This is a genomic window from Streptomyces sp. NPDC048461 (assembly GCF_055587105.1).
Genome location: NZ_JBVJGW010000001.1, coordinates 584612 through 611553 on the forward strand (window position 1 = coordinate 584612; position 26942 = coordinate 611553).

At 71.3% G+C, this 26942-nt stretch carries 26 protein-coding genes; 14 read left to right on the top strand and 12 right to left on the bottom strand.

Features of this window, described 5'->3' with window-relative positions:
- The first annotated feature begins 188 nt into the window (after nucleotides 1-188).
- The gene (whiG, locus tag ACZ6S8_RS02600) at nucleotides 189-1025 is read left to right on the top strand and encodes an RNA polymerase sigma factor WhiG (RefSeq protein WP_469451691.1); all 837 of its coding nucleotides are present in this window, start codon (nucleotides 189-191) and stop codon (nucleotides 1023-1025) included.
- 52 nt (nucleotides 1026-1077) lie between these two features.
- On the top strand, nucleotides 1078-1635 hold the full coding sequence (locus ACZ6S8_RS02605) for a TetR/AcrR family transcriptional regulator (protein ID WP_386527564.1): 558 nt from the start codon (nucleotides 1078-1080) through the stop codon (nucleotides 1633-1635).
- A 43-nt stretch (nucleotides 1636-1678) separates the two neighbouring features.
- Here the strand turns inward: ACZ6S8_RS02605 and ACZ6S8_RS02610 are convergent, their stop codons facing one another.
- Nucleotides 1679-2152 (bottom strand): M23 family metallopeptidase, encoded by a 474-nt coding sequence (locus ACZ6S8_RS02610; RefSeq protein ID WP_469451693.1) that lies wholly within the window; start codon nucleotides 2150-2152, stop codon nucleotides 1679-1681.
- A 249-nt stretch (nucleotides 2153-2401) separates the two neighbouring features.
- On the opposite strand from ACZ6S8_RS02610, the gene rpsB reads away from it, so the two are divergent.
- The 9 genes from rpsB to ACZ6S8_RS02655 all read left to right on the top strand — a co-directional run bounded on the left by rpsB (nucleotide 2402) and on the right by ACZ6S8_RS02655 (nucleotide 12387).
- Complete coding sequence (rpsB, locus tag ACZ6S8_RS02615; protein WP_469451695.1) at nucleotides 2402-3322, top strand: 30S ribosomal protein S2; 921 nt, start codon at nucleotides 2402-2404, stop codon at nucleotides 3320-3322.
- 135 nt (nucleotides 3323-3457) lie between these two features.
- Nucleotides 3458-4294 carry a translation elongation factor Ts gene (tsf, locus tag ACZ6S8_RS02620; RefSeq protein ID WP_383931594.1) on the top strand — a complete coding sequence of 279 codons (837 nt, stop codon included), beginning with the start codon at nucleotides 3458-3460 and terminating at the stop codon, nucleotides 4292-4294.
- A gap of 162 nt (nucleotides 4295-4456) precedes the next feature.
- Nucleotides 4457-5236, top strand: coding sequence for a UMP kinase (gene pyrH / locus ACZ6S8_RS02625; RefSeq protein WP_469451697.1), 780 nt, complete (start codon nucleotides 4457-4459; stop codon nucleotides 5234-5236).
- 80 nt (nucleotides 5237-5316) lie between these two features.
- Nucleotides 5317-5874, top strand: coding sequence for a ribosome recycling factor (gene frr, locus ACZ6S8_RS02630; protein ID WP_469451699.1), 558 nt, complete (start codon nucleotides 5317-5319; stop codon nucleotides 5872-5874).
- Complete coding sequence (locus tag ACZ6S8_RS02635) at nucleotides 5874-6944, top strand: phosphatidate cytidylyltransferase (protein WP_469451701.1); 1071 nt, start codon at nucleotides 5874-5876, stop codon at nucleotides 6942-6944. The genes frr and ACZ6S8_RS02635 overlap by 1 nt, the downstream gene beginning before the upstream one ends.
- Nucleotides 6945-7019: 75 nt before the next feature.
- Nucleotides 7020-8132, top strand: coding sequence for a dual-specificity RNA methyltransferase RlmN (gene rlmN, locus ACZ6S8_RS02640; protein ID WP_469451703.1), 1113 nt, complete (start codon nucleotides 7020-7022; stop codon nucleotides 8130-8132).
- Between the two features lie 417 nt (nucleotides 8133-8549).
- Nucleotides 8550-9647, top strand: a complete 1098-nt coding sequence (locus ACZ6S8_RS02645; RefSeq protein ID WP_469451705.1) for a thiamine ABC transporter substrate-binding protein — start codon at nucleotides 8550-8552, stop codon at nucleotides 9645-9647.
- Between the two features lie 101 nt (nucleotides 9648-9748).
- The gene (locus ACZ6S8_RS02650) at nucleotides 9749-11365 is read left to right on the top strand and encodes an ABC transporter permease (RefSeq protein WP_469451901.1); all 1617 of its coding nucleotides are present in this window, start codon (nucleotides 9749-9751) and stop codon (nucleotides 11363-11365) included.
- Nucleotides 11365-12387 carry an ABC transporter ATP-binding protein gene (locus ACZ6S8_RS02655; protein WP_469451707.1) on the top strand — a complete coding sequence of 341 codons (1023 nt, stop codon included), beginning with the start codon at nucleotides 11365-11367 and terminating at the stop codon, nucleotides 12385-12387. Before ACZ6S8_RS02650 ends, ACZ6S8_RS02655 begins: the two co-directional genes overlap by 1 nt.
- A gap of 38 nt (nucleotides 12388-12425) precedes the next feature.
- Here the strand turns inward: ACZ6S8_RS02655 and ACZ6S8_RS02660 are convergent, their stop codons facing one another.
- The 10 genes from ACZ6S8_RS02660 to ACZ6S8_RS02705 all read right to left on the bottom strand — a co-directional run bounded on the left by ACZ6S8_RS02660 (nucleotide 12426) and on the right by ACZ6S8_RS02705 (nucleotide 22181).
- The gene (locus ACZ6S8_RS02660; RefSeq protein WP_469451709.1) at nucleotides 12426-13673 is read right to left on the bottom strand and encodes a cytochrome P450; all 1248 of its coding nucleotides are present in this window, start codon (nucleotides 13671-13673) and stop codon (nucleotides 12426-12428) included.
- Nucleotides 13674-13714: 41 nt separating this feature from the next.
- Nucleotides 13715-15109: an NAD(P)/FAD-dependent oxidoreductase gene (locus tag ACZ6S8_RS02665; RefSeq protein WP_469451711.1), complete on the bottom strand. Its 1395-nt coding sequence runs from the start codon at nucleotides 15107-15109 to the stop codon at nucleotides 13715-13717.
- Complete coding sequence (locus tag ACZ6S8_RS02670) at nucleotides 15106-15354, bottom strand: ferredoxin (RefSeq protein WP_469451713.1); 249 nt, start codon at nucleotides 15352-15354, stop codon at nucleotides 15106-15108. Before ACZ6S8_RS02670 ends, ACZ6S8_RS02665 begins: the two co-directional genes overlap by 4 nt.
- 76 nt (nucleotides 15355-15430) lie before the next feature.
- The gene (locus tag ACZ6S8_RS02675; protein ID WP_469451716.1) at nucleotides 15431-16036 is read right to left on the bottom strand and encodes a hypothetical protein; all 606 of its coding nucleotides are present in this window, start codon (nucleotides 16034-16036) and stop codon (nucleotides 15431-15433) included.
- A gap of 97 nt (nucleotides 16037-16133) precedes the next feature.
- Nucleotides 16134-17039, bottom strand: a complete 906-nt coding sequence (locus tag ACZ6S8_RS02680; RefSeq protein WP_469451717.1) for a DMT family protein — start codon at nucleotides 17037-17039, stop codon at nucleotides 16134-16136.
- Between the two features lie 105 nt (nucleotides 17040-17144).
- On the bottom strand, nucleotides 17145-18236 hold the full coding sequence (locus ACZ6S8_RS02685; protein ID WP_469451719.1) for an LOG family protein: 1092 nt from the start codon (nucleotides 18234-18236) through the stop codon (nucleotides 17145-17147).
- A 26-nt stretch (nucleotides 18237-18262) separates the two neighbouring features.
- Nucleotides 18263-19336 (bottom strand): hypothetical protein, encoded by a 1074-nt coding sequence (locus ACZ6S8_RS02690; RefSeq protein ID WP_469451721.1) that lies wholly within the window; start codon nucleotides 19334-19336, stop codon nucleotides 18263-18265.
- Nucleotides 19318-20109, bottom strand: coding sequence for an ABC transporter ATP-binding protein (locus tag ACZ6S8_RS02695; protein WP_469451723.1), 792 nt, complete (start codon nucleotides 20107-20109; stop codon nucleotides 19318-19320). Before ACZ6S8_RS02695 ends, ACZ6S8_RS02690 begins: the two co-directional genes overlap by 19 nt.
- A gap of 204 nt (nucleotides 20110-20313) precedes the next feature.
- Entirely contained in the window at nucleotides 20314-21693 is a 1380-nt protein-coding gene (locus ACZ6S8_RS02700) for an aspartate aminotransferase family protein (protein WP_469451724.1), read from the bottom strand.
- A complete protein-coding gene (locus ACZ6S8_RS02705; RefSeq protein ID WP_267717555.1) occupies nucleotides 21678-22181 on the bottom strand; it encodes an Lrp/AsnC family transcriptional regulator in 504 nt (167 codons plus the stop codon). Before ACZ6S8_RS02705 ends, ACZ6S8_RS02700 begins: the two co-directional genes overlap by 16 nt.
- 169 nt (nucleotides 22182-22350) lie before the next feature.
- Here ACZ6S8_RS02705 and ACZ6S8_RS02710 point away from each other — a divergent pair, with 169 nt between their 5' ends.
- The 3 genes from ACZ6S8_RS02710 to ACZ6S8_RS02720 all read left to right on the top strand — a co-directional run bounded on the left by ACZ6S8_RS02710 (nucleotide 22351) and on the right by ACZ6S8_RS02720 (nucleotide 25653).
- A complete protein-coding gene (locus ACZ6S8_RS02710) occupies nucleotides 22351-23790 on the top strand; it encodes a gamma-aminobutyraldehyde dehydrogenase (RefSeq protein WP_469451726.1) in 1440 nt (479 codons plus the stop codon).
- A 92-nt stretch (nucleotides 23791-23882) separates the two neighbouring features.
- Nucleotides 23883-25061: an ABC transporter substrate-binding protein gene (locus ACZ6S8_RS02715; protein ID WP_469451727.1), complete on the top strand. Its 1179-nt coding sequence runs from the start codon at nucleotides 23883-23885 to the stop codon at nucleotides 25059-25061.
- Nucleotides 25062-25137: 76 nt separating this feature from the next.
- Nucleotides 25138-25653 (top strand): hypothetical protein, encoded by a 516-nt coding sequence (locus ACZ6S8_RS02720; protein WP_469451729.1) that lies wholly within the window; start codon nucleotides 25138-25140, stop codon nucleotides 25651-25653.
- Between the two features lie 22 nt (nucleotides 25654-25675).
- On the opposite strand, the gene ACZ6S8_RS02725 is transcribed toward ACZ6S8_RS02720, so the two are convergent.
- On the bottom strand, nucleotides 25676-26881 hold the full coding sequence (locus tag ACZ6S8_RS02725) for a serine hydrolase domain-containing protein (protein WP_469451731.1): 1206 nt from the start codon (nucleotides 26879-26881) through the stop codon (nucleotides 25676-25678).
- Nucleotides 26882-26942: the final 61 nt, after the last annotated feature.

Genomic DNA, 26942 nt, shown 5'->3' on the forward strand with positions numbered 1-26942 from the left:
AGTGAAACCGATGAGAGACGCGGTGCTCCCGGCGGCAGCAGCCGGGACCGTGCGCCCAGCGCCGGTCCCGGGTCGGCCGCGCGAGTCCGGACGCCGTCGAGGCCCTGCGCGATCCCGTACTCTTCGCGCACCGCGACACTTCCGTCACGCTACGCTCCCAAGGAATCCGGCTCCGGCAAAGGCGAAGCATGCCCCAGCACACCTCAGGGTCCGACCGCGCTGCGGTGCCCCCCGCAGCCCGCGGCGGCGTGCGGTCCACCGCACCCTCGTCCCTGGAGGTGCTGTGGCGTTCGTACAAGGACTCGGGTGACGAGCGGCTGCGGGAGCAGCTGATCCTGCACTACTCACCCCTGGTGAAGTACGTCGCGGGCCGCGTCAGCGTGGGCCTCCCGCCCAACGTGGAGCAGGCCGACTTCGTCTCCTCCGGGGTCTTCGGCCTGATCGACGCCATCGAGAAGTTCGACATCGAGCGGTCGATCAAGTTCGAGACGTACGCGATCACCCGGATCCGCGGCGCGATGATCGACGAGCTGCGGGCGCTGGACTGGATCCCCCGCTCCGTCCGCCAGAAGGCCCGGGCCGTGGAACGCGCGTACGCCACGCTGGAGGCCCAGCTGCGGCGCACCCCGACCGAGAGCGAGGTCGCGGGCGAGATGGGGATCGGTGTGGAGGACCTCCACACCGTTTTCAGTCAGCTGTCCCTGGCGAACGTCGTTGCCCTGGAAGAGCTCCTGCACGTCGGCGGGGAGGGCGGCGACCGCCTCTCGCTGATGGACACCCTGGAGGACCGGGCCGCCGACGACCCGGTGGAGGTCGCGGAGGACCGCGAGCTGCGGCGCCTGCTGGCCCGGGCCATCAACACGCTGCCCGACCGGGAGAAGACGGTGGTCACCCTCTACTACTACGAGGGCCTCACGCTGGCCGAGATCGGCAACGTGCTGGGCGTCACCGAGAGCCGCGTCAGTCAGATCCACACCAAGTCGGTGCTGCAACTGCGCGCGAAGCTGGCCGATGTGGGGCGGTGAGCTTGCGGGACCTCCGTAGAGTGGACGCGTGCCCAGGATTCGAGCGGCCTCCGTGGCCGAGCACCGGTCGATGCAGCGCGGCGCCCTGTTGGACGCCGCGCGTTCCCTGCTGTCCGAAGGCGGGACGGAAGCGCTGACCTTCCCCGCCCTCGCGGAGCGGACCGGCCTCGCCCGGTCCTCCGTGTACGAGTACTTCCGCTCCCGAGCCGCCGTGGTCGAAGAGCTGTGCGCGGTGGACTTCCCCGTGTGGGCCGCCGAGATCGAGGCCGCCATGGAGCGGGCCGAGTCGCCCGAGGCGAAGATCGAGGCTTACGTGCGCAGTCAGTTGGCGCTGGTGGGCGACCGCCGGCACCGGGCCGTGGTGGCGATCTCGGCCAGCGAACTGGACGCCGGGGCCCGGGAGAAGATCCGTGCTGCGCACGGCGGGCTGGTGGCGATGATCGTCGAGGCCCTGGCCGCCCTGGGGCAGGCCGAGCCCCGGCTGGCCGCGATGCTGCTCCAGGGCGTCGTGGACGCGGCGGTGCGCCGGATCGAGCTCGGCGCGGCCGAGGACCCCGGTGTCGTGGCGGAAGCGGCCGTCGCCATGGCCCTGCGCGGCGTCCGGGGCTGAGCCCGGCGCCTCCCCTCAGGCGCCTCCCCTCAGAGGCCGCCGGTCAGGGGCCGCCGGGCGCGGAGGGCAGCAGGCGCGCGGTCGGGCGGGGGAGCAGCGACAGCGGGTTCAGGTACGTCTCGCCCGCCAGCAGGCCCCAGTGCAGGCACGGCGCCGGGCAGTGGGACCCCTCCGTGAGGACCGCCACCACCTGGCCGGCCCGGACCGGCCCGCCCTCCGCGACGAGGGGCCGCACCGGTTCGTAGGTCGTTCGCAGTCCGTTCGCCAGCGCGAGGGAGAGGACTCCCCGGCCGGCCACCTGCCCCGCATAGTGCACCCGGCCGTCGGCCACCGCGCGGAGCTCGGAGCCCACCGGCGCGGACAGGTCCACCCCCCGGTGGCCGGCCGCGTAAGGGGTCGGGGGCGGGTCCCACCAGCGGGCCACCGTCAGGGGCGGGGGCAGTGGCCGCACCCCGGGGGCGGCGGCCCCGGTCAGGGCCAGGAACAGGGCGAACAGCAGGGTCGTCAGGAACGTCATGGGACCCAGCGTCGCGTGCGCCCGGCGGCCGCGCCGGGGCCTGTGGACAGGGCCCGGGCTGTGGACAACGGCGTCACCCGGCATACCGCCGGGTCCCGTACACTTCTTGTGGCGATCCGGGTCACCGGGTCGACTTCGCACGCCCCAGCACCAGCCCGAAACGGCCTGGTGACAGCGTCTCTCGGTCCCTCATCGGGGCAGGACGCGGCGGGGCGTCAGGAACCAAACCGAGAAAACAAGGAGATGGCCATGGCCGTCGTAACGATGCGGGAGCTGCTGGAAAGCGGCGTCCACTTCGGTCACCAGACCCGTCGCTGGAACCCGAAGATGAAGCGCTTCATCTTCACCGAGCGCAACGGCATCTACATCATCGACCTGCTCCAGTCGCTGTCGTACATCGACCGCGCCTACGAGTTCGTGAAGGAGACCGTCGCGCACGGCGGCTCCATCATGTTCATCGGTACCAAGAAGCAGGCTCAGGAAGCCATCGCCGAGCAGGCGACGCGCGTCGGCATGCCGTACGTCAACCAGCGGTGGCTGGGTGGCATGCTCACCAACTTCTCCACCGTCTACAAGCGCCTCCAGCGTCTGAAGGAGCTTGAGGCGATCGACTTCGAGGACGTCGCCGCCTCGGGTCTCACCAAGAAGGAGCTCCTGGTCCTCTCTCGCGAGAAGATCAAGCTGGAGAAGACCCTCGGTGGTATCCGCGAGATGTCGAAGGTCCCCAGCGCCGTCTGGATCGTCGACACCAAGAAGGAGCACATCGCCGTCGGTGAGGCGCGCAAGCTCCACATCCCGGTCGTCGCGATCCTCGACACCAACTGCGACCCCGACGAGGTCGACTACAAGATCCCGGGCAACGACGACGCGATCCGCTCCGTCACCCTGCTCACCCGCGTGATCGCCGACGCCGTCGCCGAGGGCCTCATCGCCCGCTCCGGCGCTGCGACCGGCGACTCGAAGCCGGGCGAGAAGGCCGCCGCCGAGCCGCTCGCCGAGTGGGAGCGCGACCTGCTCGAGGGCGACAAGAAGGCTGACGACGCCGAGGCCGCTCCGGCCGAGGCCGCTGCCGAGGCCCCCGCCGCCGACGCCGAGGCCGAGGTCGTCGAGGCTCCGGCCGCCGACGCCGAGGCCGTCGAGGCCCCGGCCGCCGACGCCGAGCAGGCCTGACCCACTGAGGGGGCCCGGCGTTCACCCGCCGGGCACTCCCGGTACGGACGATGACGGCGGGGGAGCCGCGCCACGAGCGCGGCGCCTCCGCCGTTCACCCGTAGATCTACGACTTCGAGAGAGAATCACAGACTCATGGCGAACTACACCGCCGCTGACGTCAAGAAGCTCCGCGAGCTCACCGGCGCCGGCATGATGGACTGCAAGAACGCGCTCGTGGACTCCGACGGTGACGTCGACAAGGCCATGGAAGCGCTCCGTATCAAGGGTCAGAAGGGCGTCGCCAAGCGCGAGGGCCGCTCTGCCGAGAACGGTGCCGTCGTCTCCCTCATCGCCGACGACAACACCTCCGGTGTCCTCGTCGAGCTGAAGTGCGAGACGGACTTCGTCGCCAAGGGCGAGAAGTTCCTGGCCGTCGCCAACCAGCTGGCCGCGCACGTCGCCGCGACCTCCCCCGCCGACATCGAGGCGCTCCTCGCGTCCGAGATCGAGGCCGGCAAGACCGTCCAGGCGTTCGTGGACGAGGCCAACGCCAACCTCGGCGAGAAGATCGTCCTGGACCGCTTCGCGCAGTTCACGGGCGGTTACGTCGCGTCGTACATGCACCGCACGATGCCCGACCTGCCGTTCCAGATCGGCGTCCTGGTCGAGCTCGACAAGGAGAACGCCGAGGTCGCCCGCGGCATCGCGCAGCACATCGCCGCGTTCGCCCCGCAGTGGCTCTCCAAGGAAGACGTTCCGGCCGAGAAGGTCGAGTCCGAGCGTCGCATCGCCGAAGAGGTCACCCGCGCGGAGGGCAAGCCCGAGGCCGCCCTCCCGAAGATCGTCGAGGGTCGCATCAACGGCTTCTTCAAGGACGCCACGCTGCTCGGCCAGCCGTACGCGCTGGACAACAAGAAGTCCGTCCAGAAGGTCCTGGACGAGGCCGGTGTCACCCTGAAGCGCTTCAGCCGCATCAAGGTCGGCATCTGAGTCCGTCCGTACGCGACGGACACCGGACCCCGGTAGGGTCTGAAGCAGTCGTCCGCGCTCGCGCAGGGCGACCGCAGATCTGACGAGGAGGCCATTGCCGTAGAGGGAACCGCGAGGACCCACCGGCAATGGCCTTCTTCGTATGTGCACGAGGAGATCTCCATGAATCAGGGCGTGGACCCCCACACCGCATCCGACGACAAGAGCGACCAGCACAAGAAGGGCCGCCGCTTCATGCTGAAGCTGTCGGGCGAGGCCTTCTCCGGTGGCGGAGGACTGGGCGTCGATCCCGACGTGGTCCACGCCATCGCGCGCGAGATCGCCGCGGTCGTCCGCGACGGCGCGGAGATCGCCATCGTGATCGGCGGTGGCAACTTCTTCCGCGGTGCCGAGCTCCAGCAGCGCGGCATGGACCGCGCGCGGTCCGACTACATGGGCATGCTGGGCACGGTCATGAACTGCCTCGCCCTCCAGGACTTCCTGGAGAAGGAGGGCATCGACTCCCGCGTGCAGACCGCCATCACCATGGGCCAGGTCGCCGAGCCGTACATCCCGCTGCGCGCCGTGCGCCACCTGGAGAAGGGCCGCGTCGTCATCTTCGGCGCCGGCATGGGCATGCCCTACTTCTCCACCGACACCACGGCCGCCCAGCGTGCGCTGGAGATCGACGCCGAAGCCCTGCTCATGGGCAAGAACGGTGTCGACGGCGTGTACGACTCGGACCCGAAGAAGAACCCGGACGCGGTGAAGTTCGACGCGCTCGAGTACAGCGAGGTGCTCTCGCGCGACCTCAAGGTCGCCGACGCCACGGCCATCACGCTGTGCCGCGACAACAAGCTGCCGATCCTGGTCTTCGAACTGCTCGCCGAAGGCAACATCGCCCGCGCCGTCAAGGGTGAGAAGATCGGCACGCTGGTCAGCGACCAGGGAACCCGGACCTGAGCGGTCCGCTGCCGCCCGCCGTCCTGCCCCGTCCGCCCCGCCCGCCTGAACCATCCATATCTGACATGCAGGAGCACGTGGTGACCGAAGAGATCCTCCTCGAGGCCGAGGAGAAGATGGAAAAGGCCGTCGTCGTCGCCAAGGAGGACTTCGCCGCGATTCGCACCGGTCGTGCGCACCCGGCGATGTTCAACAAGATCGTGGCCGACTACTACGGCGCCATCACGCCCATCAACCAGCTCGCGTCGTTCTCGGTGCCCGAGCCGCGCATGGCGATCGTGACGCCGTTCGACAAGAGCGCCCTGCGCAACATCGAGACGGCCATCCGCGACTCCGACCTCGGTGTCAACCCGAGCAACGACGGCAGCATCATCCGGGTTACCTTCCCGGAGCTGACGCAGGACCGCCGCAAGGAGTACATCAAGGTCGCGCGGACCAAGGCCGAGGACTCCAAGATCTCCCTGCGCGCCGTTCGCCGCAAGGCGAAGGACGCCCTTGACAAGCTCGTCAAGGACAAGGAGGCCGGCGAGGACGAGGTGCGCCGCGCCGAGAAGGAGCTCGACGACACCACCGCGAAGTACGTCGCGCAGGTGGACGAGCTGCTCAAGCACAAGGAAGCCGAGCTCCTCGAGGTCTGATGAACGACTCTCCCTGGGCCACGGAGCCGGTTCCGGCGGGTCCCGCATACGATGCGCTGGTGGGCCCGCACACTCGGCCCATGCCCATCGTGCCCGATGCCGCCGGCCGTGACTTCGACGACCGGGAAGCACGCGATCGGGGGGCCGCCGCTTTCGGCGGCCCCCCGTTCCGCGCCGAGACGCCGCCGCAGGAGCCCATGCCCAGCCCCCCGCCTCCGCAGGCCCCGCAGGCCGCCTCGTCCCCGCCGCCGAAGAAGCGCGCGGGGCGGGATCTGCGTGCCGCCATAGGGGTCGGTGTCGGCCTCGGCGCGGTCATCTTCGCCTCGCTGCTGATCGTCAAGGCCGTGTTCGTCGGCGTCGTCGTCGTCGCGGTCGTCGTGGGCCTGTGGGAGCTCACCTCCCGGCTCCAGGAGAAGAAGGGCATCAAGGCGCCCCTCGTCCCGCTCGCGGTCGGCGGCGCCGCCATGATCATCGCCGGGTACGTCCGGGGGGCCGAGGGCGCGTGGGTCGCCATGGCCCTGACCGCGCTGGCGATCCTGGTCTGGCGCATGACCGAACCGCCCGAGGACTACCTCAAGGACGTCACCGCGGGCGTCTTCGCCGCGTTCTACGTGCCGTTCCTGGCGACGTTCGTGACGATGCTGCTCACCGCCGACGACGGCCCGCAGCGGGTGATCACCTTCCTGCTGCTGACCGTGGTCAGCGACACCGGGGCGTACGCGGTCGGCTGGCGCTTCGGCAAGACCAAGCTCGCCCCGCGCATCAGCCCCGGCAAGACCCGTGAGGGACTGCTCGGCGCGGTGGCCTTCGCGATGGCCGCCGGTGCGCTGTGCATGGAGTACCTCATCGACGGCGGCGCCTGGTGGCAGGGCCTGCTGCTGGGTCTCGCCGTGGCCGTCAGCGCCACCCTCGGCGACCTGGGCGAATCGATGATCAAGCGGGACCTCGGCATCAAGGACATGGGCACGCTGCTGCCGGGTCACGGCGGCATCATGGACCGGCTGGACTCCCTGCTGCCGACCGCCCCGGTGGTCTGGCTGCTGCTGGCGGCCTTCGTCGGCACGGGCTGATACCGTCCGGGCGGTTACTCTTGAAGGGCGCGCTGCTTCTGCGGCGCGCCTTTCGTCTTACGAGGAGTACCTGCCATGGCCCGCCCTGTTCCGGGAGAGCTCACCTTCGTCACCCCTCGGGGAGCCAAGAAGCCGCCCCGGCACCTTGCCGACATGACCCCGGCCGAGCGCCGCGAGGCGGTCGCCGCGATCGGTGAGAAGCCATTCCGGGCCAAGCAGCTCTCCCAGCACTACTTCGCGCGCTACGCGCACGACCCGGCCGAGTGGACGGACATCCCCGCCGGCTCCCGGGAGAAGCTCCGGAGCGAGCTGCTGCCGGACCTGATGAACGTCCTGCGGCACATCTCGTGCGACGACGACACCACCCGCAAGACCCTGTGGAAGCTGCACGACGGGACGCTCGTCGAGTCCGTGCTGATGCGCTACCCCGACCGGGTCACCATGTGCATCTCCTCGCAGGCCGGCTGCGGCATGAACTGCCCGTTCTGCGCCACCGGCCAGGCCGGGCTCGACCGCAACCTGTCCACCGCCGAGATCGTGCACCAGATCGTCGACGGCATGCGCGCCCTGCGCGACGGCGAGGTCCCGGGCGGACCGGCCCGGCTCTCGAACATCGTCTTCATGGGGATGGGCGAGCCGCTGGCCAACTACAACCGCGTCGTCGGCGCCATCCGCCGGCTCACCGACCCGGAGCCCGACGGCCTGGGCCTGTCGCAGCGCGGCATCACCGTGTCCACCGTGGGCCTGGTTCCGGCCATGCTGCGCTTCGCCGACGAGGGCTTCAAGTGCCGCCTCGCGGTATCGCTGCACGCCCCCGACGACGAGCTGCGCGACACCCTGGTCCCCGTGAACACCCGCTGGAACGTCCGCGAGGTGCTCGGCGCGGCCTGGGAGTACGCGGAGAAGTCCGGCCGCCGGATCTCCATCGAGTACGCCCTGATCCGCGACATCAACGACCAGGCCTGGCGCGGTGACCTGCTGGGCAAGCTGCTCAAGGGCAAGCGCGTCCACGTCAACCTGATCCCGCTGAACCCGACGCCGGGCTCGAAGTGGACCGCCTCGCGGCCCGAGGACGAGAAGGCCTTCGTGGAGGCCATCGCCCGGCACGGCGTCCCCGTGACCGTACGGGACACCCGCGGCCAGGAGATCGACGGCGCGTGCGGCCAGCTGGCCGCTTCGGAGCGCTAGGCCGTCTCTTTCGGATCTTGCCGGGCCCGCGACGCCTGGCACCGCGCCTGGCCGCACTGCCGAGGCGACCACGTACGGCCCAGTACGCGAACGCCCCGACAGCACGCCCAGACACGGCACCAGACGCCGCGGGCTCGGCCGACAAGATACGAAAGAGACGGCCTAGCCTCCGGCTCTGTTCGATCGTATTCGGCCACGGGGTACCCTGTGGCCGAACCAACTTAATATTCCGACAGGGGAGCGCCACAGCGCTGAGAGTGCGGTAACCGTCACCGCAGACCCTCTGAACCTCGCCCCGGTCATTCGGGGTAGGAAGTTCGGTCACCACTCAAGCTGTTGCGCCCTGCCCGGCGACCGCTCCGCAGAGCGCCGGGCAGGGCCGCGTCTTCTCCTGGACATCCCAGGAGGAATTGACCAGTGAGCACCACCAAGAAGATCGCGGGCGCCGCGCTCGCGGCCGCGCTGGGCGTCACCACGCTCAGCGCCTGCGGCGGCGACGCCAAGGACTCGTCCCCGGGCGCCGGCGACGCCCCCGTGTCCAAGACCGTCACCCTCGTCTCGCACGACTCCTTCAACGTGACCGACGCGGTCCTCAAGGAGTTCGAGCAGGAGAGCGGCTACACCGTCAAGAAGCTGAAGTCCGGAGACGCGGGCGCGGCGCTGAACCAGGAGATCCTCACCAAGGGCTCCCCGCGCGGCGACGTCTTCTTCGGCGTCGACAACACCCTGCTCTCGCGCGCCCTCGACAACGGCATCTTCACCCCGTACGAGGCCAAGGGCCTGGGCGAGGTGAAGGCGGAGTACCAGCTCGACAAGGAGCACCGGGTCACGCCGGTCGACTCCGGTGACATCTGCGTCAACTACGACAAGCAGTACTTCGCCGAGAAGAAGATCGCCCCGCCGCAGACGCTGGACGACCTGATCAAGCCGGAGTACAAGGACCTGCTGGTCACCGAGAACGCCGCGACCTCCTCGCCCGGCCTCGGTTTCCTCCTCGCCTCGGTCGGCAAGTACGGCGAAGAGGGCTGGAAGGACTACTGGAGCAAGCTCAAGGCCAACGGCGTCGAGGTCGTCGACGGCTGGGAGCAGGCCTACAACGAGCGGTTCTCCGGCTCGGCGGGCGGCAAGAAGGCCAAGGGCGACCGCCCGCTGGTCGTCTCCTACGCCTCCAGCCCGCCGGTCGAGGTGCTGTACGGCGAGCCGCAGCCGGCCGAGGCCCCCACGGGCGTCTCCACCGGCACGTGCTTCCGCCAGATCGAGTTCGCGGGCCTGCTGAAGGGCGCGAAGAACGAGGCGGGTGGCAAGGCCCTCCTGGACTTCCTGATCAGCAAGAAGTTCCAGGAGGACATGCCGCTCCAGATGTTCGTGAACCCGGTGACGAAGGACGCGGCCCTGCCGGAGCTGTTCACGAAGCACGGTGTGGTGGTCGAGAAGCCCGAGGTCGTGGCTCCCGAGACCATCGCCAAGAACCGTGAGCAGTGGGTCAAGGCATGGTCCTCGCTCGTCGTGAAGTAGGAACGCCGGCGGACCCGGGGGCGGCGTCGGGGGGCGCCGCGCCGGGTTCCGGCCCCGGCCCCCGCGAGGGCGGGCGGGCCACGGCCGTGCGGCTCGGCCTGATGGCCGTGCCCCTCGCCTTCTTCGGGCTGTTCTTCGCCTACCCCGTCGGCGCGATCGTCGGGCGCGGGCTCACGACGGATGCGGGATGGCGGTTCGGCCGGATCGGCGAGGTGCTGGGCCGCTCCGACATCGCCGACGTGCTGTGGTTCACCACCTGGCAGGCGCTCGCCTCCACGGCGCTCACGCTGCTGATCGCGCTCCCCGGCGCCTACGCCTTCGCGCGCTTCGACTTCCCCGGCAAGCAGCTGCTGCGGGCCGTGGTCACCGTGCCGTTCGTCCTGCCGACGGTGGTCGTCGGGACCGCGTTCCTGGCGCTGGTCGGGCGGGGCGGGCTGCTCGACGAGCTGTGGGGCGTCCGGCTCGACACCACCGTGTGGGCCATCCTGCTGGCCCACGTCTTCTTCAACTACGCCGTGGTCGTACGGACCGTGGGCGGGCTCTGGGCGCAGCTCGACCCCCGCCAGGAGGAGGCCGCCCGGGTGCTGGGCGCCGGACGGTTCGCCGCCTGGCGGAGGGTGACACTGCCCGCGCTGGCCCCGTCGGTGGCCGCCGCGTCGCTGATGGTGTTCCTGTTCACCTTCACCTCCTTCGGCGTCGTGCAGATCCTGGGCGGGCCCGCGTACTCCACCCTGGAGGTGGAGGTCTACCGGCAGACCGCGCAGCTGCTGGACCTGCCCACCGCCGCCGTGCTGACGATGGTGCAGTTCGCGGCGGTGGGCCTGATCCTCGGCGTCCACGCCCGGACCGTGCGCAAGCGGGAGACCGCCCTGCGGCTCGTCGATCCCGGGCGGACCGCGCACCCGCCGCGCGGCTGGGCGCAGCGCTCCCTGCTGGGCGGGGTGCTGCTGACGGTGGCCCTGCTGATCGTCCTGCCGCTCGGGGTGCTGGTCGAGCGGTCCTTCGACGCCCCCGGCGGGTACGGCCTCGCCTTCTACCGGGCGCTCCAGGACGAGGGGGCCGGGGGCGGCACCTTCCTGGTGCCGCCGCTGGAGGCGATCGGGAACTCCCTGGAGTACGCGCTGGCCGCCACCGCCATCGCCCTGGTCGTCGGAGGGCTCGCGGCCGCGGCGCTGACCCGCCGCGCGGGCCGCTTGGTGCGGGGCTTCGACGCGCTGCTGATGCTGCCGCTCGGGGTGTCCGCCGTGACGGTGGGCTTCGGCTTCCTGATCACCCTGGACGAGCCGCCGCTGGACCTGCGGACCTCGTGGATCCTGGTGCCGCTGGCGCAGGCGCTGGTCGGCGTGCCGTTCGTCGTACGGACCATGCTGCCGGTGCTGCGGGCCGTGGACGCGCGGTTGCGGGAGGCCGCCGCGGTCCTCGGTGCGTCCCCGCTGCGGGCCTGGCGGGAGGTGGACCTGCCGCTGGTGCGGCGGGCACTGCTGATCGCGGCGGGCTTCGCCTTCGCGGTCTCGCTGGGGGAGTTCGGGGCGACCGTGTTCATCGCACGGCCGGACCAGCCGACGCTTCCGGTGGCCGTGGCGCGGCTGCTGGGGCGGGCCGGCGAGATGAACTACGGGCAGGCGATGGCCCTGAGCACGATCCTGATGCTGGTGTGCGCGGTGTCCCTGCTGGCGCTGGAGCGACTGCGACCCGACAAGACCTCCGGAGAGTTCTGATGACACTGCTTCAGCTGGACGGGGTGTCGGTCCGCTTCGGCGAGCGCGCGGTCGTGGACTCCGTGGACCTCGCGGTCGCCGAGCACGAGACCGTGTGCGTACTGGGACCGAGCGGGAGCGGGAAGTCCACCCTGCTGCGGGTCGTCGCGGGGCTCCAGCGGGTCTCGGCCGGCCGGGTGCTGCTGGACGGCGCCGACCAGGCGGGCGTACCCGTACACCGTCGGGGCGTGGGCCTGATGTTCCAGGACCACCAGCTCTTCCCGCACCGGGACGTCGGCGGGAACGTCGCCTTCGGTCTGCGGATGCGGGGCTCCGGGCGCGACGCGTGCACGGGCCGGGTCGCGGAACTGCTGCAGCTCGTCGGGCTGCCCGGGGCGCAGGGCCGCGCGGTCGCCTCCCTGTCCGGCGGCGAGCAGCAGCGCGTCGCGCTGGCCCGGGCACTGGCGCCGTCGCCGAGGCTGCTGATGCTGGACGAGCCGCTGGGGCAGCTGGACCGAGGGTTGCGGGAGCGTCTCGTGGTGGAGCTGCAGGGGCTGTTCTCCCGGCTCGGGACGACGGTGCTCGCCGTCACGCACGACCAGGGGGAGGCGTTCGCGCTGGCCGACCGCGTCGTGGTGATGCGGGACGGGCGGATCGCGCAGGCGGGCACTCCGCTGGAGGTGTGGCAGCGGCCCGCCTCGGAGTTCGTGGCGCGCTTCCTCGGGTTCGACAACGTGGTGCCGGCGACGGTGTCCGCGGGCGTCGCCGCCACCCCCTGGGGCAAGGTGCCGGTCCCGGACGGCACGCCGGAGGGGGAGCGGCAGGTCCTGATCCGCCCGGCCGGGGTCCTGCTGACGGACGACGGCCTGCGGTGCGCGGTCGAGTCCCGCACCTTCCGGGGCACCCACGTCGCGCTGCTGCTGCGCCCGGAGGCGGGGCCGGCCCTGGAGGCGGAGTGCGGCCTCGCCGGGGCCCCCGCGGTGGGCGACCGCGTCACGGTGGCCTTCGCCCCGGACGAGGTGGTCGTCCTGCCGGCGGCCTGACCGGGCGCCGCCGGCCGGCGCCCTCCCCGGGGCGGGCCTCAGGGGCGGATGCCGTCGCAGGCGATCGGCAGGTGCCGGGGTCCGCGCAGGACCGCGTTCTGCCGGTACGGGGGCGGGTCCTGGAGCAGCCGCGGGTTCTCCAGCCTGCGGGCCAGCTCGCTCAGGGCCAGCTGGGCCTCCTGCCGGGCCAGCGGGGCTCCGAAGCAGCTGTGGATGCCGCTGCCGAGGCCGAGGTGCTGGATGTCCTTGCGGTCCGGGTCGAAGCGGTCCGGGTCCGGGAACCGCTTCGGGTCGCGGTTGCCGGAGGCCAGGATCAGCCACAGGGACGCGCCCTTGGGGATGGAGACGCCGGCCACCTCGATGTCCGCGAGGGTGGTGCGGTGCGGGATCAGCTGCACCGGGGGCTCGAAGCGCAGCAGCTCCTCCACGATGGGGACGGACAGGGCCGGGTCCTCGCGCAGCCGGGCCAGCACGTCCGGGTGCCGCAGCAGGGTCAGCATGCCGTTGGTGATGAGGTTGACCGTGGTCTCGTGGCCCGCGATCAGCAGGAGAGCCGAGGTGCTGAGCGCCTCCATCGTGGTCATGGACCCGTCCGGGCCGTCCGCGGTCGCCAGCTGGGACAGCATGTCGTCGCCCGGGTTCTTGCGGCGTTCCTCGATCAGCCCGGCCAGGTACATGCCGAGCTCCATCCGGGCGTCCGTCGAGCTCTTGCCGCGCTCGGAGGGGTCCGCGTCCGGGTCGGGGTCCAGGCTCGCGGCGATCGCCTCCGCCCAGACGTGGAACCGAGGCTCGTCCTCGTGCGGCACCCCCAGCAGCCGGCAGATGACGGACACCGGGAACGGGTAGGCGAACTGGTCGACCAGGTCCACGTGGTCGAACGAGCCGGTGGCGGCGATGCGGTCGATCAGGCCGTTGACGAGCCCGTCGAGCTCCCCGCGCATGTCGTGGACCTTGTGCGGGGAGTGCGGCGGGCCGAACGGCCGGTTCGTCATGCGCCGCAGCCGGTCGTGGTCCGGCGGGTCGAGCTTGAGGAAGGACGGGGGCAGCGCCGTCTCCTCCTCCGACCCCTGCCCCAGCGGGTCGTCGCCGCCCGTCTGCTTCAGGTTGCGGGAGTCGGAGCTGATGCGGGGGTCGTGCAGGAGGCTCTGGATCTCGTAGTACGTGCTGATCACGTACGGGCCGTCCCCCTCGTGGGACACCGGCGTCTTGCGGAGCTCCTCGTACAGCGGGTACGGATCGGCGCGGTGCGCGTAGTCGATGATCTCCCGCAGGATGGCTTGGCTCATGACAGGTCCTCGTGTGTCCTCGGAGGAAGGGCGCGCCGGGGTCAGTGGTGCGCGGGGATGAACGTCATCTTCCGGTCGGCCGGCGAGTAGCCGCTGAGGGTGATGGTCGGCCCGTGGGTGGGCACGGAGGGGTCCGGGAAGTCCGCGGACATCGGCTTGTGCCCCTCGGGCCTGCGGTCCATGGTCTCGAACGGGACCGGGAACGGGGCCCCCGACTCGATCTGCTGCTGGTAGAACGGCAGCCAGCGGCAGTTGTCGAAGGTCACCGCGGCGATCACGCGCCCCTGGTAGCCGTACACGGCGGCGAACCGGCGCTCCTCGCGGGAACCCTGCGTGATCATGATCTCGGTGCCCATCGGCGGCACCCCGACGGACTTGATGTTCACGCCGAACTGCGACGACCAGAACCCCGGCACCCACAGGTGCGGGAGGCGGTCGGCGCTCGCGCTGAGCATGTTGTGCGCGGCCGTCTCGGCCTGGGCGACGGCGTTGCCCCAGTGCTCCAGGGACAGGAACTGGTACCCGAAGAGCGCGTGCGGGGAGCGTGCCACGTCACCCGCCACGAAGATGTCGTCGGTGACGATGCCCCGCACGTCGAAGGCGCGGCAGCCCGCGTCGCAGGCGATGCCCCGGGGGCCGGCGCCGAGGCCCGAGCCGGACAGCCATTCGGTGTTGCGCTGGGCGCCGAGCGAGACCACCACCACGTCGGCCTCGATCGTCTCGCCGTCCGAGAGGTGGGCGGCGCGGACCCGCCCGGAGGGGTCGCCCTCCAGACCGGTCACCATGACCCCGGTGCGCAGGTCGACGCCGTTGTCGCGGTGCATCCCGGCCGCGACCTCGCCGATGACGCCGCCGAGCGCGCCGACCAGGGGTGCGGCGCCCCGCTCGGCGACGGTGACGGGCAGACCGCGCTCCCGGCAGGCGGACGCGATCTCGGAGCCGGTGAAGCCGGCCCCGATGACCAGGACCCGGCGGGGACCGGCCGACAGGGCACGTTCCAGGCCGGTTCCGTCGTCACGGGTGCGCAGCACGAAGACGCCGTCGAGCGCGCCCTCCTCCTCGTTCGGCCAGGGCCGCGCGCGCACACCGGTGGCGATCAGCAGCCGGTCGTACTCCACCTCGTCGCCGTTGCCGAGCCTGACCCGGCGCGCCGCCATGTCCAGGCCGGTGGCCGGGACCCCGAGCCGCCACTCGGCGTCGATCTCCCGGCGGCGGGGGAGCGCGGTGTGCTCCGCGGTCGCCTTGCCGAGGAGGACCTGCTTGGACAACGGGGGCCGGTCGTACGGCTCGTACGGCTCATCGCCGATCATCGTCAGGGAGCCGGTGAAGCCCCTCTCCCGCATGGTCTCGGCGGCCCGCAGGCCGGCGAGGGAGGCGCCGACGACCACGATACGGCCGTCGCGCCTGAGGTGTTCGAGGGTTCCGTCACCGCTCACCGTGCGCCTCCGGAGACCGGCACGCGGGCGTCCGCGGCGTCCTCGGCGTCATCGGCGTCCGCCTCGACGAGGATCGCCCCGACCGGGCAGGCGGCCACGGCGCGCGCGACGTCCTCGCGGTACGCGGCCGACGCCTCCGGGTCGTACAACAGCGACTCCTCGCCGTGCATGGCGAACACGTCGGGGGCGAGGAACGCGCACTGGGCGTATCCCTGGCAGCGGTTGAGGTCGACGACGAGCCTCATGAGTCATCAGCCCTTCCGTGGCCCGATTCCCCGAGTGATCTCTCCCCCTCAGCATGCGCGAGGGCGACGGAGCGCGCTACCGGATGCCGACCCGCACGATGTACAGGCCCACGACCAGGGCCCACGCCGGAAGGATCAGCTCGGACCAGGGGACCCCGGAGCCGACGACGAGCAGCACCAGGCCCGTGACGTAGCCCAGCAGCGCCAGCGGGCGCGGGAAGATCCCGAGGCGGCGGCCGATCGTCGAGGTGGCGAAGACGAACACGGCCGCCATGCGCATCGCGTACGTCGTCAGGACCGTGTACGCGTAGTGGCGGCCGAACTCGGTGTCGGTGCCGTCCGCGAGCACGGTGCCCGCCGCCGCGGCGGCGACGAACAGCGTGGCGACGAAGACGATGCCGCTGCCGAGGAAGACCGTGGAGACGAAGCGGTCCTCGGCCTCGCCGGCGTGCGCGCGCAGGGCGCCCATGAACCACAGGAAGAAGATCCCGGCGAACGGAACGATCTCCAGGGCGGTCCGCACCGCCCAGCGGTCCCCGGGAGCGACGGCCGCGTCGGCGCCGTCGGCCGACGGGATCGCGATCCGCATCAGGACGATCGCCGCTCCGAGCAGCACCGCGAAGGCGATGCCGGCCGCCCCGGCGGCGCCGGGCGTGCGCAGCCGCGCGCTGGTGGTCTCCATGGACCCCTCGCTCTCTCCCCCGTCCAGCAAGCGGCAGCGGCCGCGGGGCCGCCACCAGGGGAGGCCGCACGGGTGAGAGGGCGATCGGGGACCGCGGCTACGCGACCGCCGCCGGGACCGGCGGCTCGACCTCCTCCTCGGCACCCTCGTGCTTGCCGTACCAGGCGACCGCCACCGCGCCCGTCACCGCCAGGACGAAGCCGAGGACGGCCAGCCAGCCCAGGCCCGGCCGGGAGGCGTCGCCGAGCCAGAGCACCCCGATCGCGCCCGGCAGGACGGTCTCGCCGACGACCAGGGCGGCGGTCGCGCCGTTCACCGAGCCGATCTGCAGGGCGACCGTGTGCAGGTACATCCCGCCGAAGCCCGCCGCCAGGATGGCGTAGAGGGCTGGGTCGGAGAGCAGGGTGCCCAGGTCGAAGGGGTCGATCCCGTCCAGGATGCGGACGCCGACGCCGAGCGCGCCGAAGCCGAGGCCCGACAGCAGACCGGCCAGGATCGCGGCCCCGCCGCCGAGGAGGCGTACGGCGACGGTGCCGCCCACCATCAGCACCAGGGTGATCCCCAGCAGCCACCAGTGCGTGGACATCGGCGCGTGGTGGCCGCCCTCGTGGCCGGCCGCCGTCGCCAGCAGCACCAGCGCCGCGCAGACGACGCCGATCGAGGTCCACTCCTTGCGGGTCAGCCGGATGCCGAGCATCTTCACGCTCAGCACGGCGGTGACCACCAGGTTGGCGCTGATCACCGTCTGGGAGAGGAACAGGGGGAGCATGCGCGCCGCCAGCGCGCCCAGCCCGAAGCCCACGAAGTCCAGGATGGTGCCGACGATGAACTCCCAGGTCATCGCGGCCTTCGCGGTGGACGAAAGATTCGGTCCGCCGTGCGCGGTCACCCCGGCCGAGGCCGGGGACATCCGGGCGGCGCGGCGCGATCCGACGGCTTGCAGGACGGATCCCGTGCCGTAGCAGATGGACGCCGCGACAGCGGTCAGCAGGCCTATGAGCACCCGAAGGCTCCGTTCACGTCTGGCAGGTTTTGCGGTACCACTGCCAGACGTGAGAACGGGCCCGGAAGTTGCCTCCGGACGTCAGCGCATTGACGCGAGCGGACGTCAGTGCATCGACGCGAGCGCCGCCGGGACCTCGTCGACCGAGTCGACCAGCGCGATCCGGGACTCCATCGAACGGCCGCGCGCGAGGGCCCGGAGCAGCGGCCACACCGGGAGGTGCTCCGTCCAGTGCTCCCGGTCGACCAGGACCATCGGGGTCGGCTCGCCCCGCGACGCGTAGTAGTTGGGCGTCGCGTTGTCGAAGACCTCCTGCACGGTGCCCGCGGCGCCCGGCAGGAAGACCACGCCCGCGGTGGAACGGGCCAGCAGACCGTCCTCCCGGGTGGCGTTCGCGAAGTACTTCGCGACGTGCCCGGCGAACGGGTTCGGCGGCTCGTGCCCGTAGAACCAGGTGGGGATGCCCACCGAGTCGCCCCCGCCGGGCCAGCGGTCCCGTACGGCGAAGGCCGCCCCGGCCCAGTCGGAGACCGACGGGAGGAAGGACGGGGCCTTCGCCAGCATCTCCAGGGCCTCCGGGAGCGCCTCGTCCGGCGCCGGGGCCAGGTACGCGCCCAGGTTCGCGGCCTCCATCGCGCCGGGGCCGCCGCCGGTGGCCACCGTGAGTCCGGAGCGGGCCAGCGTCCGGCCGAGCTCCGCGGCGCCGCGGTAGTCCGTACCGCCGCGGGACATCGCGTGGCCGCCCATGACGCCCACGACCCGGGCACCCGCGAGGTGCTCGTCGAGGGCGTCGGAGACCGCGTCGTCGTGGATCGAACGCAGCATCGAGGAGAAGACGTCGCCGTCCGCCTTGGTCTCCTGGAACCACTCGTACGCCAGGGCGTCCGGGGTGGCCTCGTAGCCGGAGGGCAGACCGGCGAACAGCTCGTCCGGCGTGTAGAGCAGCCCCCGGTAGGGGTTGAACGGCAGGTCCGGGACGGGCGGGTAGACCAGGGCCCCGTCGGAGCGGACCTTCGCCGACGCGTCCGGCTCCATCGCGCAGCCCAGGAACACGGCCGCCGAGGTGTCGGCGGCCAGCAGGGCGAACGTCCGCTCCAGCAGGTTGACGGACTGGATCCGGTAGCCGCTCAGCGAGCCCCGGGCGGCGACCCGGTCGAATTCGTCGAGCGTCTCGATCTCGATGTCTGCGTTGACCATTCGGCCCACACTAAGGGCTGCCCGCGTCAGCGGGTCAATGCCATCGACGTCAGCTGCGCCACACCCCAGCTGAGCGGAAGGCAGACGGCCACCAGGGCCGTGGCCCGCAAACTCGCCGCCGTGCGCAGGACCTTGGCGGGAGCGCCGAGGTCGAGCAGGGCCTCGCGGCCGGCGCCGCGGGACTGGCGGGCCTCCACCGCCGATGTGAGAAGGGTCGCGGTGGCGCACAGGGCGACCAGCGCCGCGGCCGGTCCGGTCAGCGGGCCGAGCGGGACCAGCAGCCCGCCGCGGTCGCGCAGGGCAAGCGCCGTCAGCGCGCCCGCCGCGACCGCGCACAGCACGCCCAGCGGCGGCCCGAGCCGGGGGGCCTCCTGCTGCAGCGCCCGTCCGGCCAGCAGCCGCAGCGCGCCCGGGCGCACGGCCTGCACCAGCGTGCCGCAGGCGTAGGCCAGACCGGGCCCCGCGAGGGCGAGCCCGACCACGGTCAGCGACCAGCCGGCCAGCATCCCGGGGCCGCCGCGGCCCGCGTACGCCTGGGTGGCGAGCCCGCACGCGGTGAGGGTGATGCCCCAGGGCAGCCCGGTCTGCGGGGCCAGCGGGGTGTGCGGGCGCAGCAGGACGGCGGTGGCGGCCGAGGCCGCGAGCGGCACCAGGGCCAGCAGGGTCAGGGCGGCGGCGACGGGCAGCGGCTGGTCGGCGTGGAGCAGCCGGGCCCCGGCGCCGTCGAAGGGCAGCCCGGCCAGGTCCCCGCGCAGGTGGAGGAAGACCGCCAGGGCGAGGGCGCTGCCCAGGGTGCACGAGACGGCGGTGGAGATCGTCGCGACCAGGGTGAGCCGTACGGGCCCCAGCCCGGCGGCGTCCAGCCCCTGACGGGGCCGGGTCGCCGGGTCGGTACGGGCCACGGCGACGGCGAACTGGACGGTGGCGGCCAGCGGGATCAGGGCCCACAGCAGCCGGGGGAACGATCCGGCGGGCCGGACCAGGGCCTCGGCGAGGACGTAGAGCAGCAGGAACCCGGTGCAGGCCGCGGCGGCGGCGACCAGCAGCCGGCGCAGCTGGACGAGCGGCCGGGAGCCACGGGCTAGGCGGAGAGCGAGCACGCGGCCTGGTCCTCCGTGGTGTCGGCGGCGGGGGAGCCGGGGGCGTCGGGAGCGGCAGCGGCGGCCCGCGCGGCGGCGTCGGCCGCCTCGGCGGCCGCGGCGGGCCGGCCGTCGAGGAGGGCCAGGCGGCGGTCGGCGGCGGCCGCGGTCTCCTCGTCGTGGGTGGCCAGCAGCACGGTGATCTCGTGGGACCGGGCGGCGGTGGTCAGCGTACGGAGCAGCAGGGTCCGCTCGGCCCGGTGCAGCGGAGCGGTCGGCTCGTCGGCGAACAGCACGGCGGGCTCGTTGACCAGGGCCCGGGCCAGGGCGACGCGCTGGCACTCGGCCCGGGTGAGGGCGGAGGGCCGCTTGCGGGCGAAGGCCCCGATGTCGAGGCGCTCCAGCCAGGCGCAGGCCGCGTGCTTGGCGGTGCGGTGGGAGGCTCCGGCGAGCAGCAGCGGCAGGGCCGCGTTCTCCCAGACCTTCAGCTCGGGCAGCAGTCCGGGCTCCGGCCCGATCCAGCCGAACCGGTCGCGGCGCAGCCGCTCGCGGGCCGCGTCGCCCAGGGTGTGGACGGGGACGCTGTTGAACCAGACCTCGCCCTGTTCGGGCGGCAGCTGTCCGGAGAGGCAGCGCAGCAGCGTGGTCTTCCCGCTGCCGCGGGGGCCGGTCACGGCCAGGATCTCGCCCTGGCCGACTCCGACGGAGACGCCGATGAGGCCGGGGGAGCCGCTGTGGGAGTAGTGCAGGGAGCGTGCCCAGAGCACATCGTTGTCCGGTGGGGCCACCACCATGGCGTACACCTCTTCGGTTCGACTGCGGATCGGGACTGGACCAGCCCGGCTCCCCCGGACGGGGGAACGAAGTCGGAGGCCGATCGGTCACTGGCGCCGTAGAGAGATGTAAAGAGATGAACGTCTTGTCGGCCGACAGCACACGGCCCGGACCCCTCCGTTCTCACTCGAACGGAGGGGTCCGGGCCGTGTGGCCGGACGTTTTTAGAGCTTGGTCCAGGCCTCGGTGAGCACCGAGCGCAGGATGCCTTCGATCTCGTCGAAGGTGCCCTGGTCCGCGATCAGCGGCGGGGCCAGCTGGATGACCGGGTCACCGCGGTCGTCGGCCCGGCAGTACAGGCCGTTCTCGAAGAGCGCCTTGGAGAGGAAGCCGTAGAGCACGCGCTCCGTCTCCTCGTCCGTGAAGGACTCCTTGGTGTTCTTGTCCTTGACGAGCTCGATGCCGTAGAAGTAGCCGTTGCCGCGGACGTCGCCGACGATCGGCAGGTCGTGCAGCTTCTTCAGCGTCGAGAAGAAGGCGTCCTCGTTGTCCAGCACGTGCTGGTTGAGGCCTTCCTTGTCGAAGATGTCGAGGTTGGCCAGTGCGACGGCCGAGGAGACCGGGTGGCCGCCGAAGGTGTAGCCGTGCAGGAAGGTGTTGTCGCCCTTGTAGAACGGCTCCGCGAGTCGGTCCGAGATGATGCAGGCGCCGATCGGGGAGTAGCCCGAGGTCATGCCCTTGGCACAGGTGATCATGTCCGGGACGTAGTCGAACTTGTCGCAGGCGAACATGGTGCCGAGGCGGCCGAAGGCGCAGATCGTCTCGTCGGAGACGAGCAGCACGTCGTACTCGTCGCAGATCTCACGGACCCGCTGGAAGTAGCCGGGCGGCGGCGGGAAGCAGCCGCCGGCGTTCTGCACCGGCTCCAGGAAGACGGCGGCGACGGTGTCGGCGCCCTCGAAGAGGATCTCCTGCTCGATCTGGTCGGCGCACCAGCGGCCGTAGGCCTCGGGGTCGTCGCCGTAGATCGGGGCGCGGTAGATGTTGGTGTTGACCACCTTGTGCGCGCCGGGGACCAGCGGCTCGAAGGGAGCCTTCAGGGCCGGCAGACCCGTGATGGACAGGGCGCCCTGCGGGGTGCCGTGGTAGGCGACCGCACGCGAGATGACCTTGTACTTGGTGTGCTTGCCCTGAAGCTTGAAGTACTGCTTCGCGAGCTTCCACGCGGTTTCCACGGCCTCGCCGCCGCCGGTGGTGAAGAAGACCTTGTTCAGGTCGCCCGGTGCGTAGTGCGCGAGGCGCTCGGCGAGCTCCACGGCCTTGGGGTGCGCGTACGACCAGATGGGGAAGAACGCGAGTTCCTGGGCCTGCTTGTAGGCGACCTCGGCCAGCTCCTTGCGGCCGTGACCGGCGTTGACCACGAACAGTCCGGCGAGACCGTCGAGGTAGCGCTTGCCCTTGTCGTCCCAGATGTACGTGCCCTCACCGCGGACGATGGTGGGGACGGGTGCGTTCTCGTAGGACGACATGCGGGTGAAGTGCATCCACAGGTGGTCGTACGCGGTCTTGGAGAGGTCCTGGCTCACGGTTATCGGGTTCCCCACATGTAGGTCTGCTTCTTCAGCTTCAGGTAAACGAAGCTTTCGGTTGATCGCACGCCGGGGAGCGCGCGGATCTTCTTGTTGATCGTCTCGAGCAGGTGGTCGTCGTCCTCGCAGACGATCTCCACCATCAGGTCGAACGATCCCGCGGTCATCACCACGTATTCGCACTCGGCCATCGCCGCCAGGGCGTCGGCCACGGGGTCGAGGTCTCCCTCGACGTTGATCCCGACCATCGCCTGGCGCCGGAGCCCCACGGTGAGCGGGTCGGTGACGGCGACGATCTGCATGACGCCCTGGTCGAGCAGCTTCTGCACGCGCTGGCGCACAGCCGCCTCCGACAGGCCGACGGCCTTGCCGATCGCTGCGTAGGGACGGCGACCGTCCTCCTGCAGTTGCTCGATGATCGCCAGGGACACAGCATCGACCGAAGGGGACGGTTGTCTGTTCCTGGAATCTGCGCTTCGACTGACCACGACCTCACTGTGCACGAGGAGTCGTCTGTTCCGCAAGACGGAACCGATGAAATCCGTTGTTTGGAAGCGCGTATCTCACTGATTTCGTAGTTCGTGGCCTGCGGGCCTGTCGAAAGCCTCCGCCGAGGAGCTAGGCTGGGGATTCGTCTCAATCGTTGGACATGTGATCAGGAGTGTGGCTGTAGTGACCACCGAACTGCGTCGTCTGCGCAACTACATCGGCGGGGAGTTCCAGGACGCCGCCGACGGGCGGACCACCGAGGTGGTCAACCCCGCCACCGGCGAGGCGTACGCCACGGCCCCGCTCTCGGGCCAGGCCGACGTCGATGCGGCCATGGCCGCCGCCGCGGCCGCCTTCCCGGGCTGGCGCGACACCACCCCCTCGGAGCGGCAGAAGGCGCTGCTGAAGATCGCGGACGCCTTCGAGGCGCGCGCGGACGAGCTCGTCGCCGCCGAGTCGGAGAACACCGGCAAGCCGCTGGGCCTCACGGCCAGCGAGGAGCTGCCGCCGATGGTGGACCAGATCCGCTTCTTCGCCGGCGCCGCCCGCCTGCTCGAAGGCCGCTCGGCCGGCGAGTACATGGAGGGGATGACCTCGATCATCCGCCGCGAGCCGGTCGGCGTCTGCGCCCAGGTCGCGCCGTGGAACTACCCGATGATGATGGCCGTGTGGAAGTTCGCCCCGGCCATCGCCGCGGGCAACACCGTGGTCCTCAAGCCGTCGGACACCACCCCGGCCTCCACCGTCCTGATGGCGGAGATCATCGACTCGGTGCTGCCCAAGGGCGTGTTCAACGTCGTCTGCGGCGACCGCGAGACCGGCCGGGCCATGGTCGAGCACCGCACCCCGGCGATGGCCTCCATCACCGGTTCCGTGCGCGCGGGCATGCAGGTCGCGGAGAGCGCCTCGAAGGACGTCAAGCGCGTCCACCTGGAGCTGGGCGGCAAGGCCCCCGCCGTGGTCTTCGCGGACGCCGACATCGCCAAGGCCGTGGAGGACATCGCGGTCGCCGGCTACTTCAATGCGGGCCAGGACTGTACCGCCGCCTGTCGCGTGCTCGTGCACGAGTCGATCCACGACGAGTTCGTGACCGCGCTGGCCAAGGCCGCCGCCGACACCAAGACCGGTCAGCCGGACGACGAGGACGTGCTGTACGGCGCGCTGAACAACCCGAACCAGCTGAAGCAGGTCGCGGGCTTCATCGAGCGCCTCCCCGCCCACGCCAAGGTCGAGGCGGGCGGCCACCAGGTCGGCGAGAAGGGCTACTTCTACGCCCCGACCGTGGTCTCCGGCCTCAAGCAGGACGACGAGATCATCCAGCACGAGGTCTTCGGCCCCGTCATCACCGTCCAGTCCTTCACCGACGAGGCGCAGGCCGTGGAGTACGCGAACGGCGTCGAGTTCGCCCTCGCCTCCTCCGTGTGGACCAAGGACCACGGCCGCGCGATGCGGATGTCCAAGAACCTCGACTTCGGCTGCGTGTGGATCAACACCCACATCCCGCTCGTCGCCGAGATGCCGCACGGCGGCTTCAAGAAGTCCGGCTACGGCAAGGACCTCTCCGCGTACGGCTTCGAGGACTACACGCGCATCAAGCACGTGATGACCTCGCTCGACGGCTGATCGGCCGCATCGGTCACAGCACAGCGTTGATGGGGCGGGCAGTAGACACCATGTCTATTGTCCGCCCCCTCGCGTTCCCCGAGGCTTTGCCCATGCCTGAACTCGCCTTCTCCCGCCGCGCGGCGCTGCGCGGCCTCGGTGCCACGGGTCTGCTGGCCGCCCTCGCCGGCTGCGGTGTGCCCGCCGCCTACGTCCCCGAGGGGCGGCGGGAGGGTCCCGACCGGTCCGAGCGGGACCAGAGCGTGGCGTTCTCCAACTGGCCGCTCTACATCGACACCGACGAGGAGGACGAGACGCGCCGTCCGACCCTGGAGGCGTTCTCGGAGCAGTCGGGCATCGAGGTCCGGTACACCGAGGAGATCAACGACAACGACGAGTTCTTCGGCAAGATCAGCCCGGCCCTCATGAACCGCCAGGAGACCGGCCACGACCTCGTCGTGGTCAGCGACTGGATGGCCGCCCGCTTCGTCCACCTGGGCTGGGCCCAGAAGATGGACCGCTCGGCCCAGCCCAACGTGGCCCGGCACCTCGACCCGCAGCTGCGTTCCCCCGCCTTCGACGACGGCCGGCTGCACACCGTCCCCTGGCAGTCGGGGATCACCGGCATCGCCTACAACCGCAGGGCGCTGGGCCGGGAGATCAAGTCCGTCCAGGACCTGTGGCAGCCCGACCTCGCGGGGAAGGTCACCCTCTTCTCCGGCCTCGACGAGTCCTTCGCCCTGCTCATGCAGGGCAACGGCGTGGACGTCACGGCCTGGACCGAGACCGACTTCCACCGGATGTGCGACCAGGTCCAGGCCATGGTGCGCAAGCGGCACATCCGCCGCTTCACCGGCAACGACTACACCTCCGACCTCAGCAAGGGCGACGTGCTCGCCTGTCAGGCCTACTCCGGCGACGCCATCCAGCTCCAGGCGGACAACCCCGACATCGAGTTCGTGGTCCCCGAGGAGGGGGCCGAACTGTGGGCGGAGAGCCTGCTCGTCCCCAACCTGGCCCGGCACAAGGCCAACGCCGAGGCGCTGATCGACTACTACTACTCCCCGGAGGTGGCCGCGGAGCTCGCCGCCTCGGTCAACTACGTCTGCCCGGTTCCGGCCGCCCGCGAGGTCCTGGCGGGTTCGGACGACGAGGAGACCGCGGCCCTGGCCGAGAACCCGCTCATCTTCCCCGACGACGAGATGCGGGAACGCCTGGTCGTGGCCCGGGACATCTCCTCCGCCGAGCGCCGCTCCCTCGCCAAGCGCTGGAACGCGATCGTCGGGCTCTGAGAGGTCGGCAGAAGTGGGCTGAACATGTTCAGAAATTTGGCTGAACGTGTTCAGAAACGCGGGTAGGCTTCCTTCCATGAGCGAGAGAAGCGCCCTTCAGCGGCGTATCCGTGCCTGGCTTCTGCTGTTCCTCGTGTGTCTCGTCCTCAGCGGACTCACCGCCTTCCCCCTCGTCAGCGAGCTCCGCCTCGGGAACTCCCTGCTGGACAACGTGTGGCTGCGACGGGTGGGCGACGGGCTGGAGCGGGCCGACGCCGAGTACCCCTTCCTCCTCTACGGCACCGACTGGCTCGCCTTCGCCCACCTCGTCATCGCCGTCTTCTTCTACGGGGTCTACCGCGACCCCGTCCGCAACATCTGGATCGTCGAGGCCGGCATGATCGCCTGCGCCGGCGTCGTCCCGCTGGCCCTGATCTGCGGCCCGATCCGCGGCATCCCCTTCTGGTGGTCGCTCATCGACATCTCCTTCGGCGTCTTCGGGGTGATCCCCCTGCTGATCCTGCGCCGGGCGATCAAGCGGCTGGAGGCCGCGCCGGCACCCGATCCGGCGGCGCCCGAGCGGGCGGCCACTTCGCGGGCGGCGGCCGTCTGACCGGCGCCGCCCGCCCCGGCGGCTATCCGGCGAAGGCCGCCATCACGATGCCGAGGGCCACCGGGTTCATCTCCTGGCCCTTGGCGTCCGTGGAGTTCACCGAGTACACCAGGGTCCGGGACAGGTCCCGGGTCCCGCCGATCGCGGTGTTGTATCCATAGCGGCCGCCCGTCTTGCCCCAGGCCACCGTGCCGCCGGGCAGCACGAACCGCTTCAGGCCGGCGGTCTGGTCGGCCGCGGCCCCGGTGACGAAGTCCGCCACCCCGGGCACGGTGAACATCTCCTCCAGCTGTGCGGCGGGCACGATGCGGCCGCCGAACAGCGCCAGGGTGAAACGCTCCAGGTCGGCTGTGGTCGATATGAGGTCCCCGGCCGCCCACTCCCGCGAGGAGCCCCATTCGGTCACGTCGACCAGACGGGTCCCCCCTCCCGCCTTCGGCACCTCCTGGTAGCCGCGGTGGTGCGGACCCGGTACGCGGATCTGCCTGCGGGTCGGCAGAGAGGTGTCGCGCAGGCCGAGCGGCCCCAGGATCCGGCTCGTCAGGGCCCGCTCGTACGAGGCCCCCGTCACCTTCTCGATCAGCACCCCCAGGACCGTGTAGTCGATGTTGAGGTAGTGCTGCCGGGTCCCCGGGTCGAACTCGGGCCCCTTGGCCACCGCGTTGGCGATCAGGGCGCGGGGGTCGTCGACGTCGAACCGGTGCGCGTAGGCATCGGCGAAGGTGTCGCCCGGGCCGTCGGCCGGACGGATGCCGCTCGTGTAGTTCAGCAACTGCCGTACGGTGACGGGCTTGAAGGCCGGCGGCAGCAGTCCCGGAAGGTACTCCTGCACCGGCCGGTCCAGCTCCACCCGTCCCTCGGCGGCCAGTTGGAGCACGACCGCCGCGGTGAAGGTCTTGGTCACCGACCCGGCCCGGAACCGGCCCTGCTCCAGCGCCGTGCGTCCGGAGTGGACGTCCGCGACCCCCGAACTGCCCCGCCAACTCCCGCCCGTACCGCCCACGCGGACCAGTGCGGCGGTGGCGTCCCCGTGCTCCGGGCCCAGGCCGGCGATCGCCCGCGCCAGCGCCGCCGCGGCGGGCGGCGTCGCACCCGTCCGCCCGGGGCCGGCGGCGGACGTCGCGGCGGGATCCCGCTCCGGGCCCGGAGCGGCGTGGGCCGCGGCCGGGCCGGACGCGACGCCCAGGACCAGAGCGGCGGCGATCAGTGTGCGCGTACGGGCGTTCATGACGGGCTCCCCCTGTGAGATCCGCGGGACGCTCTCGCCCCGACGATCTCCATGCTCCCGG

Coding starts and splice junctions, on each gene's coding strand:
- whiG (WP_469451691.1), top strand. CDS start 189: ATGCCCCAGCACACCTCAGGGTCCGACCGCGCTGCGGTGCCCCCCGCA.
- ACZ6S8_RS02610 (WP_469451693.1), bottom strand. CDS start 2,152: ATGACGTTCCTGACGACCCTGCTGTTCGCCCTGTTCCTGGCCCTGACC.
- rpsB (WP_469451695.1), top strand. CDS start 2,402: ATGGCCGTCGTAACGATGCGGGAGCTGCTGGAAAGCGGCGTCCACTTC.
- tsf (WP_383931594.1), top strand. CDS start 3,458: ATGGCGAACTACACCGCCGCTGACGTCAAGAAGCTCCGCGAGCTCACC.
- pyrH (WP_469451697.1), top strand. CDS start 4,457: ATGAATCAGGGCGTGGACCCCCACACCGCATCCGACGACAAGAGCGAC.
- ACZ6S8_RS02635 (WP_469451701.1), top strand. CDS start 5,874: ATGAACGACTCTCCCTGGGCCACGGAGCCGGTTCCGGCGGGTCCCGCA.
- rlmN (WP_469451703.1), top strand. CDS start 7,020: ATGGCCCGCCCTGTTCCGGGAGAGCTCACCTTCGTCACCCCTCGGGGA.
- ACZ6S8_RS02650 (WP_469451901.1), top strand. CDS start 9,749: ATGGCCGTGCCCCTCGCCTTCTTCGGGCTGTTCTTCGCCTACCCCGTC.
- ACZ6S8_RS02655 (WP_469451707.1), top strand. CDS start 11,365: ATGACACTGCTTCAGCTGGACGGGGTGTCGGTCCGCTTCGGCGAGCGC.
- ACZ6S8_RS02660 (WP_469451709.1), bottom strand. CDS start 13,673: ATGAGCCAAGCCATCCTGCGGGAGATCATCGACTACGCGCACCGCGCC.
- ACZ6S8_RS02670 (WP_469451713.1), bottom strand. CDS start 15,354: ATGAGGCTCGTCGTCGACCTCAACCGCTGCCAGGGATACGCCCAGTGC.
- ACZ6S8_RS02675 (WP_469451716.1), bottom strand. CDS start 16,036: ATGGAGACCACCAGCGCGCGGCTGCGCACGCCCGGCGCCGCCGGGGCG.
- ACZ6S8_RS02685 (WP_469451719.1), bottom strand. CDS start 18,236: ATGGTCAACGCAGACATCGAGATCGAGACGCTCGACGAATTCGACCGG.
- ACZ6S8_RS02695 (WP_469451723.1), bottom strand. CDS start 20,109: ATGGTGGTGGCCCCACCGGACAACGATGTGCTCTGGGCACGCTCCCTG.
- ACZ6S8_RS02715 (WP_469451727.1), top strand. CDS start 23,883: ATGCCTGAACTCGCCTTCTCCCGCCGCGCGGCGCTGCGCGGCCTCGGT.
- ACZ6S8_RS02720 (WP_469451729.1), top strand. CDS start 25,138: ATGAGCGAGAGAAGCGCCCTTCAGCGGCGTATCCGTGCCTGGCTTCTG.
- ACZ6S8_RS02725 (WP_469451731.1), bottom strand. CDS start 26,881: ATGAACGCCCGTACGCGCACACTGATCGCCGCCGCTCTGGTCCTGGGC.